4 protein-coding genes are annotated in these 9,823 nt (G+C 59.2%); all 4 read left to right on the top strand.

All coding sequences use genetic code 11. The features are described from left to right. Positions 1-372 precede the first annotated feature (372 nt). Positions 373-3,381, top strand: a complete 3,009-nt coding sequence (locus F8S13_26995; GenBank protein ID KAB8139752.1) for a Tn3 family transposase — start codon at positions 373-375, stop codon at positions 3,379-3,381. A gap of 926 nt (positions 3,382-4,307) precedes the next feature. Beyond that, positions 4,308-5,363, top strand: a complete 1,056-nt coding sequence (locus tag F8S13_26990) for a hypothetical protein (protein ID KAB8139751.1) — start codon at positions 4,308-4,310, stop codon at positions 5,361-5,363. An 826-nt stretch (positions 5,364-6,189) separates the two neighbouring features. Then, positions 6,190-7,299, top strand: coding sequence for an IS200/IS605 family element transposase accessory protein TnpB (locus F8S13_26985; GenBank protein ID KAB8139750.1), 1,110 nt, complete (start codon positions 6,190-6,192; stop codon positions 7,297-7,299). Between the two features lie 410 nt (positions 7,300-7,709). Then, positions 7,710-9,746, top strand: coding sequence for a hypothetical protein (locus tag F8S13_26980; GenBank protein ID KAB8139749.1), 2,037 nt, complete (start codon positions 7,710-7,712; stop codon positions 9,744-9,746). Positions 9,747-9,823 lie beyond the last annotated feature (77 nt).

Below are 9,823 nucleotides of genomic sequence, written 5' to 3'. Positions count from 1 at the left end.
ACATGGGTGGGCCGCAGGGGCGGGGAGAATGTCTGCTATACTCATTTGTCAGACATCGCCGCTTCATCAAGGATACCCGCGTATGCCATCGATTGAGCGCACGGCCTACCCCTTCTATCGTCGCACGTTGCCCCCGTCGGACATGCACCCTATTATACCCTCACCCCGGAGGAACATGCATGGCTGCAAGCTACCGTGCGTGGGGCGAGCAACGAGGTGATCTGCATTATCTTGCTCAAACATCCTCCCATGAACCCGTTCTTCTGGCATTTCTTGAAGCGTAATCGTTCTCCCTTTTCCATGGGATGATGCCAGTCGACATGGTATGCCATCGCTCCCAGAAGCCCCACCGATAATCGGAGGAGATCCGTCGTGCCCGTCAGCTTTCTCAGTGATGACCAGGCTGCGCGCTATGGTCGCTATGCGGGTGACCCCTCACCAGCTCAACTCGCTCGTTATTTCTTCTTGGACCCGAACGACCTTGGCCTGATTGAACGTCGGCGTGGTGATCACAACCGCCTTGGCTTTGCCATACAGTTGGGTACGGTCCGCTTTTTGGGTACATTCTTAACCGACCCGATTGCTGTGCCGATCGTGGTGGTCCAGCACCTTGCCCAACAACTTGGCATGACCGACCTCTCGGTCCTCCCGCGCTATCTTGAACGGGTACCCACCCGCTATGATCATGCCCGTGAAATCCAAGAGGTCTACGGCTATCGCGCTTTTACGGATCAGCCTGAGCATTTCCATCTCGTCCGCTGGCTCTACACCCGTGCCTGGCTCAGCGACGAGCGTCCGAGTATCCTGTTTGATCTGACCACAGCCCGCCTGATCGAGCGCAAGATCCTCCTGCCGGGCGTCAGTGTGCTCACCCGCTTGATCGCCCAGGTGCGGGATCGGGTGTCTATCCGTCTCTGGCGTGTCCTCGGGCGCAATGTCACCGTGGACCAACAAATCGCCTTGCAAGCCCTGCTGAGCGTCCCACCAAACGCACGAATGACCCAGCTTGAACAGCTCCGACGGAAGGCCGTTGGCACCTCATCGACGAGCATGCTTCGGGCACTCAAGCGGGTTGAGCAGGTCCGTACCTTCATGGTGGGTCCGATTGATGTGAGCGCTATCCCCCCAGCACGACTCGAAGCCCTCTCTCGCTACGCCGTGCTCAGCAGCGCTGCGGCATTCCAGCGCATGCCACCTGAGCGCCAGATGGCGACCCTCATTGCCTTCATTCGTGCGATGGAGATGATCGCCAACGACGATGCCTACACCATGCTTGATGCCGTCATCACGGAGCTAATCCGTAAAGCCAAGTTCACCGCGCAGCAAAAGCGGCTGCGCACCCTCAAAGACTTGGACGCTGCGGCACTCCAACTCAGCACGGTCTGCCGTCGTCTGATCGATCCCACGCACGAAGATGTCGCGGTGCGCGCCGCCATCTATGCGGATATCTCCGAAGCAGCAATAGCGGCCGCAATCGAGCGCGTTGAAGGGCTGGCTCGTCCACCAGAGGTCAACATCCAGCCCGAACTGATCGAACGCTACACCATGATCCGGCGTTTCTTTCCGACCTTGCTGCGCGTGGCCAACTTCAAGGCCACACCGGCTGGGGAAGATGTGCTGGAAGCGCTCGACTTCCTACGCGGTATTGAGGACGAGCGCAACCCGGATATGCGTCAGGCTCCACGCGACATGATCCCACGCCCCTGGAAGAAGTTCGTGCAACTCCCACGTCGCGAACTGGACCGGGCCGCCTACACCTTGTGCCTGCTGGAACAACTCCAGGTCAAGCTCCGCCGCCATGACATCTTCGTCACCCCGAGCAACGACTGGGGCGACCTGCGTACCCGCCTGCTCCAAGGGAATGAGTGGATTGCCCAACGCCCGCACGTCTGTCGCATTTTGGGGCACCAGCCCGTTGCTGATGTGGCCCTGAGCCAATTGTCTGCTGATCTCGATGCGGCCTTCCGACGTGTGGCTGACCATCTCTCCACTAATGCTGCGGTGCACGTAGAGACCCATCAGAAAAAGGAACGGCTCAAGGTTGATCGGCTCGACAAATTGGAAGAGCCGCAGCGCCTCGTGCAGCTACGAGAACGGGTTGCGGCATTAATGCCACGGGTAGACCTCGCTGAGGCCCTGCTTGAGATTCATGCCCGTACAGGCTTTGCTGACGAATTCACGCCCCTGGGGAGCAGCAATCCACGAATGGCCGACCTCCCCATCAGCATCTGTGCGGTGCTGCTTGCCAGTGCCTGTAACATCGGGATCGAACCATTGATCCGCCCGGATATTCCTGCCCTGACCCGCCGACGGCTGGAGTGGGTCCAGTTCAGCTGTATCCGGGCCGAGACCCTGAGCCATGCAAATGCCCGCTTGGTCGATGCCCAGACCACGATCCCACTGGCACAACAATGGGGTGGTGGTGCCGTGGCCTCAGCCGACGGTCTGCGCTTCATTGTCCCGATCCGGGCGGTCAACACCGGCCCCAGCTCACCCTACTTCGGTACGGAGAACGGTGCCACCTTCCTGAACTTCACCTCGGATCAATTCACCGGCTTTCACGGCATTGTGGTGCCGGGCACCCTGCGAGACTCGCCCTACATCCTCGACGGCCTGCTGGAAAACCAAACCAGCCTGCACCCGACGGAGTTAATCACGGACACGGCTGGCTATTCGGATGTCATCTTTGGCTTGTTCTGGCTGTTGGGCTATCAATTCAGTCCACGCCTCGCCGATATCGGCGAGACCCGCCTCTGGCGGATTGACCGCCAGGCGGATTATGGCAAAATCAACGGCGTCTCCAAAAACGCCGTCTCGACCCACCTCATTCGCACCCACTGGGATGACCTTCTGCGTGTAGCTGGATCGCTCAAGCTGAAAACGGTGCGTGCCTCAACCTTCATCCGCGCGCTCCAGGCGGGACACTATGCCTCGACCCTCGCACGAGCGATGGGTGAGCTTGGGCGCATCGCCAAGACACAATTCCTGTTGGCCTATATCGACGATGCAACCTACCGTCGGCGGGTATTGACCCAACTGAATCGCGGTGAGGAACGCCATCGGTTGGCACGGGAAATCTTTTATGGACGACGAGGCGAGCTGCGTCAGCGGTACCGGGAAGGGCAGGAGGATCAACTGAATGCGCTGGGTTTGGTGCTGAACGTGCTCGTGCTGTGGAACACGTGGTACATGGACCAAGCCCTGACGTACCTGCGTCGCGAGGGCACGGAGATCCAGGAGAGCGATGTCGTGCGACTATGGCCGCTCACGTCTGCACACTTCAACATGATCGGGCGTTACAGCTTTGCACTGCCTGATATCGTAAGTCAAGGCTCCTTTCGTCCGCTGACCCAAACGGTCGAGCCGACAGAGACGGTCTGACCACAGTGAGCGCGAGTTCGCTGAGCAGTAAGGATGGCTCATGCCGTCAAACGGGTTCCCACCTGCTTGGGACAGCGTTCCTTAGCGTTACTTTCTGTTCCGATGTTGTTGGCACCCCATGACCCCTACGATCCGTCTTCAGCGGTATCAAGTTTTCCCCACCAAGTGGCCCAGGCGGGCCTCTCGCAGCGGGCCCGCGCCCGCCGCGACGGAGTACGATTCTCGACCGTGATGGAACTGATGCCTCCCGAGCTGGATCCGAGGTGGTTCGGTGGCATGCAGCGCACGGCGACCGAACACATCGCATCGGCTTCGCGCATGGGGATTGATGCGGCGGCGTTCCGGACGATTATCATTGCGTGCTTGGTGCTGCCTTCTAGTGCGTGTACGGGGCGCGAGGATTCATACGCAATGCGTTTGGAGGAGTTGCCATGGGGGAGTACCCTGTGCGGGATTCTGCCTAGGGGCCGCTGACGGTCGTTATTGTTGCGCACTCCATGCGATGAGGGCGAGACGCAGGATGGATACTTGACCGAGGGGGCAGCGATCCCATATCAGTCTGGTTCACGCGATTCTGCTGGACCGAACGTTTCGCTCCATTGCTGCAAAGATTCCTAAATGAGCTGAGTTGGGCAACATAGTAGGCTTAACATTATTTACACAAACATTTTCAATCATGGTTTGACGTTTGGCATTTTTATGAATGAAACAAGTTATATCGCATTTCTATAATTAAAAAGTGTATTGACACCTAACATTTACCTTATATACTACACATGTCTGCCTGACGAACATGGTATAAATCATCACTGCAGCCATAGACTTGTATGGTATCCAGCGCCTACCATATGCCACTACTCATAGCTGGATGAAGCGTGTGCGTACCCGGTGTGCATATGGTTGTACTCACAAGAAAAGGACTATCCATGGGCAAAATAAGCCGTCGGCAACTTGGAAAGATCCTACTTACGGGAGCGGGGAGCCTAGCTGCGGCAAGCGCAGGATTCGATCTTCACCCACAAGCCGCCCACGCCGAAGCGCCAGGATATACGAACCGCATGCGCGGGGTGGTATTCACGAACGGCACCGTAGCACAGCTCAACGATTGCATGGTTCGCGGTAGCTATAACAAGAAAAAGATCGTCACCTCTATTGGTCCATGGGACGGCGGCTGGTCTCAAACGAACCGCACTACTGTCTGCCACTCCATCCCTGGTGAGACCATCGTGCGCACCACGCGAGGCGATGGGAGTACCAACATGGGCACCTCTGAGTGGGCCTATCCTGTTGCTGCCGATATCGTCAACGAGATCGCACCATGGTATAACACCCATAACTATATCTGGATTGAGATAGGCAACGAGCCAAATGGATTTTACGGATGGGTCAAATGGGCAAAAGATACCTATGGGTGGACCGGCACAGGGGATCAACCACCACCTCAGCTCATGCCGGGCACGTATGACTCGCGCGCCGATGAGTATATCTGGAACTGGCGCTACCACTTTGGCGAGGCGGTCGCCCAGTGCCGTGCCAATTTTCCACGCTCGTTGATTATCTCCACTGGCTTATCATCGTGGATCAATCCTGGTCGCTGGTTCGAAATAGCGAAAGACAAACTCGCGCTCTGCAACTACATTGGATTTCATGTGTTGAATCCCAATAGCTTCTATGACGTCAATTGTGACTATACCAGGATCATCCCGTTGCTCCAAACGCACTTCTCCAATAAACAGTGGTTTATGACCGAGTTTGGCATAGATGCAGGCCGAGCCAATACCTACCTCAGCGTCGCACAGAAGCAGGCGAAAGGGCGCCAATATGCGGAGTTTCTCCATTTTAGTAAGAGCTCGCCGATATTGCCCAGCAACTGTGTAGGAGGGGTCTACTTTCACCAGATGATGAACGGAACGATCGAACCATGGTACAACATCTACCCTGAGGGCGATGACGCGTTCAAGAACCGTGTCTTCAACGGATAGCCTTATTCTTCCCGAGAGCTTATGGTTCGGGTCCTCCGATAGCGGATGATACGCGGCGCACAATGGTTTTGCACCAAGACCTGCTCACTGGTTGGGCAGGTCTTGGTGTGACTTGTATAGCGTGAGGCAGCGGCTCGATAAAGACCCGAGGCTCGTGCACCATGCCTATGATCGGCCCCCTGCGCTCGGGTTCCCAGTGGTGTGGACCGAGTTCGCTCCCTCCCGCATTCAGCACATCCAGCGATCTGGCGCATGCCAACGCGCACCAGAACCATCACTGGCCTGCAATGCCGTGCTGAGTTGGGCCTTGTTGAACATCAAACACGCAGCGAATCCGCATGGATGCGAGCAGTCATAGAACACACTCCAGGAAACTGCCGCCTTGAGGCGAGCGGAGGAATGGAGTGGCGGCAATACGAACGGCGGATCTAAAACTGGTATCCGCCATCTCTGGCTTCCTATTGCCGAAAAAACCGTTTTGCGGTACCCTTGTACTTGTGCGAAGACACACAACCGCAGTGCGGTGGACACCGTTTCTATGCACGTTACGAACTGAGACGTGCAGGTTCTGGTCGGGAACCCTTGACCGGGTAAACGTCTTCAAGGTCGTATCCTTTCAGGATAGGCAATCGCTGCACGGTTCGCCGTGCAGGGCTTCCGTACGTACGCCATACTGCTCGGATACTGGCACGATGCCAGGAGCGCCAGAGCAAAGCCGCCGCCTTGAGGCGTGCGGTAACTTACAAATTCGCGGCTTTAGCCCACTGAGCATTACAACCAGAGCACACGTATTGATGGTATTGTAAGGCTGTGGTACACGTGTGCTGTGGAACGGAAGGCGTATCAATTCCGACTTGCACCAACGAAGGGACAACAACGACTGCTTGAACAGACGTTGGAAACCTGTCGTTGGGTGTACAACGAGACGTTGGCCTATCGCAAAACCGCGTGGGAAGAACGTCAGGAAACGGTTGGATTGTACGATACCAATGCCCTCCTTCCGCAATGGAAAGCGCAACGCCCCGACCTGAAACAGGTGTATTCCCAGGTGCTGCAGGACGTCCAAAACCGCGTGCATCTGGCGTTTGATGCGTTCTTTCGGCGCGTCAAACGTGGCGAAACCGTGGGCTATCCCCGCTTTCGCGGCAACGGCTGGTACGACAGCTTCACTTTCAAGCAAGCGGGCTTTGGTTTCAAGGTGGCAGGGAACGGGCTTGACTTGTCCAAGATCGGGCGCGTGCCGATGATCGTGCATCGCCCCATCGAAGGTACGATCAAAACCCTCACGATCCGCCGTACCAACACGGGCAAGTGGTTTGCCTGTTTCAGCGTGGAAACGGAACCCCAACCGCTACCGGAACTGCAACGCGCCGTTGGCATTGATGTTGGCCTGGAGCAGTTCGCTACCTTGTCCACGGGCGAACCGATCGCAAACCCGCGCTTTTTCCGCACGGATGAACCGGCGCTGGTCAAAGCACAGCGACGTTTGTCGAACGCGGAGCAGGGAACACCCGAACGCGCGAAACGGCGCAAGGTGGTGGCGCATATCCACGAGCGAATCAGCAACCGTCGGAAAGATTTCGCGCACAAACTGAGCCGCCGCCTGGTGCGCGAGTTTGGTATTGTGGTGTTCGAGGACGTGAACATCGCACGGATGATCAAAAACCATCGGCTGGCAAAGAGCATTGCCGATGCCGCGTGGAACCAGTTTGCAAACGATACCCGCTACAAAGCTGTAAACGCTGGTAGGACGTATGTGCAAATTGATCCACGCGGTACGTCACAACGCTGTAGCCGCTGTTCAGGTGTGGTCAAGAAAGAGTTGTCCGTGCGCGTGCATCAGTGTCCCTATTGCGGCTTGGAGATGGATCGTGATCTTAATGCCGCGCTGAATATCTTGGCTGTGGGACGACACAGCCTGGGTGAAAATCCCTAGAAGCCCACAGCCTTTAGGTGTGGGCGTAGTCACAAAGCCAACATAGTGCTCTTCAGAACACTTGGCGACAGGGGTCATCCCGAATTTAAGAGATGACAAGACAATACCTTTGGGATAGGATGGTGTTACTGCACAAAGCCCATCCCAGAGCTGTTATCATCTATCACACAATTGTCGGGACCGCACGTTGCGTGGGAGGGTTTGGGGATGCTGGCGCATTCGCGGCGGCGCGCACGAGGAGATGGCGCATGGCGGTATCCCTTCTGACGTGGCGGCAGTCGTGGCGGCGACCGCGGTACATGCCCGCCAAGGCGCTCGGCTGCGGGAGGAGCTGGGTGGAGAGCCGTCAGAGCAGGAACTAGGGCAGACTCATGGGCACAAAGGAGCGCTTCCGCATGTCAAGGACCGCTATGGACACGTTCCCGGCGACCGATGCCGATAGGTGGGCCGAAGCCTGCGCGACCTGTCTCCGCGCTGGACATCTGCGTGAGCTTGGCTCGCTGCTGGATGCAGCGCCGGTATCGGCGCTGCGCGAACGGGTGGCATTCTACACGGGCCATCACGCGCTTGCCCAGGCGAATTATCTGGGCGCTGCCGATGCCTTCCAGCAGGCTGCCGAGCGCGCCGCCTGCCCCGCACTAGCCCACACCAGCACCTGCTGGCTGGCCTTCACCCACACCGCGCTTGGCCAGTATGATCTGGCCGCAGCTCTGCTGGCGCCACCTCCGCCGGTGCAGGCGAGTTCGGTCTCCCAGGGTGTCTATTGGCTGGCCCTGGGGCTGCTTGCCTCCTACCGCACCGCCCTGGAGAGCGGCCAGACCGCGCTTGAGCAGGCCCTCACCCTGGCCAAGCAGGAGTCCGACCTTTGGCTTGCAACCCTGACAAGGATCATCCTCGTCTCGGTCTATCAGCACCAAGGTCGGCTCGACCGGGCCATGCGCCTATTGCGCCAGATCGGGTACCCCGACCAGCTTGATTCGCTGGAGCCGATCCGCCAGATTCAGGTCCGGAACATGGCCGTCAACTGCCTGCGACTGATGGGCCATCCCGAGGCGGCCTGTGTGTGGCCTTTGCCCTCGGGAACCCCACTCGATAGCCACCGATTCGCGATCTGGCTGGCGCTCAGCGTCGCAATGGCTGCGACCGATACGAACGATATCGCCCTGGCCGAGCGCTGCTGGGAGACCGCACGCGCAAGCACGCCCGGTGCGACCGACGAGCTTGGGCAGGCCGAGATCGCCTGGGTAGGGGCCTGGCTGTGGTTGCGCCGGGGGCAACTGGACGAAGCGGAGGCGTACATCCAGACGGCCCTGTCCTGGATCGATGATCTGATGGATACCGACTACCTCCACGTGCGGGCGATTGCGGGTATCGTCGCGCTGGAGCGCGGGGATCTGGGCATGGCCGCCTGCCATCTCCATGCCGCCTGCGTCGGCTTCGAGCGCATTGGCCATCGTATGGGCCTCGTCGGCGCGCGCATCCACCTGGCATGCTACTACTGGCAGACCCAGCAGCTCGAGATGGCCCGCTCGACCCTGGCGCAGATCTGGTCAGCCCTGCATGAGCGCGGGCTGATGGGGGCCTACTACTGGCATCCCAGCGCGATGGTCACGCTCTGCACGCTGGCGATCAGCGGCGACATCTGGGCAGGGGCCGGACCGGTGGATGAACCCACTGCGGGAGCCTGGGGTGATCTGGCGGCGACACTGGCCGCGCACCGACTGGCCCGCCAGCACTGGCGGGCGTTTGTGCCCCTGCTTGAGGATGGGCGTCCGAATGTGCAGCGGCGGGTGCAGCAGGTGCTGCGGGCCGCTGATCACCCCGATGCAGACCAAATACTTGCGACGCAGAGCCGCGTGAGACGATGTCCCCAGTCGCCATCCGTATCTCGCGCCGGTGCTCCGCTGAACATCCACTCGTTTGGGACGTTCCGAGTGTTGCGGGATGGTGAGCCGATCCAGGTGCGGCGGGCGGGGACGCGCAAGGTCCTTGTGGTGCTGGGGATCCTCCTGCTGGTTGGTGAGCGCGGTGTGGAAAGCCGTGACCTAGCGTTGCTGTTGTGGCCGGGCGGCACCGAATCCCAGCAGCGCAGCTCGCTTCACTCGACCATCTCAGGGCTGCGGGCCGTGCTGGAGGACCGGGACGGAAAGGTCCTGGAGGCAGCGGCAGGCCGCTACTACCTCCACCTGCCGCAGGCGAACATCTGGTGGGACTGGGCAGAGCGGCACCAGCGCCTCCCGTCGGCTGCCGAACGCGCGAGCTCGATCGGCCAGCTGGATGACCCCACGACCTTTCTCGAGGGCTTCTTCGATCTCATCCCCCAGCCACCAGCGCTGCCCGAGGAGCTCCAACGACAGTGGGAGTCGCTGTATGAGTGGTTGCACGAGCTGGCCGCAACGCGGGAGGCTGCGGTGTCGGCGTGGCATGCCCTGGAGGTGCACGCCTGAGGGTGGAACTGGCGGGAACACCGCGCGTCAGGATGGATAACGAGCGGGGGCAGTGGGAGGGTGACGGCCCTCCCACT

The organism is Chloroflexia bacterium SDU3-3, assembly GCA_009268125.1.
Classification (GTDB): domain Bacteria; phylum Chloroflexota; class Chloroflexia; order Chloroflexales; family Roseiflexaceae; genus SDU3-3.
Note: the sequence above shows the minus strand (reverse complement) of the source record. Positions and strands in the feature narration are given on the sequence as shown.

Bases quoted from the DNA above. Each gene is read 5' to 3' on its own strand.
- F8S13_26990 (KAB8139751.1), top strand. From the start codon at position 4,308: ATGGGCAAAATAAGCCGTCGGCAACTTGGAAAGATCCTACTTACGGGA.
- F8S13_26980 (KAB8139749.1), top strand. From the start codon at position 7,710: ATGGACACGTTCCCGGCGACCGATGCCGATAGGTGGGCCGAAGCCTGC.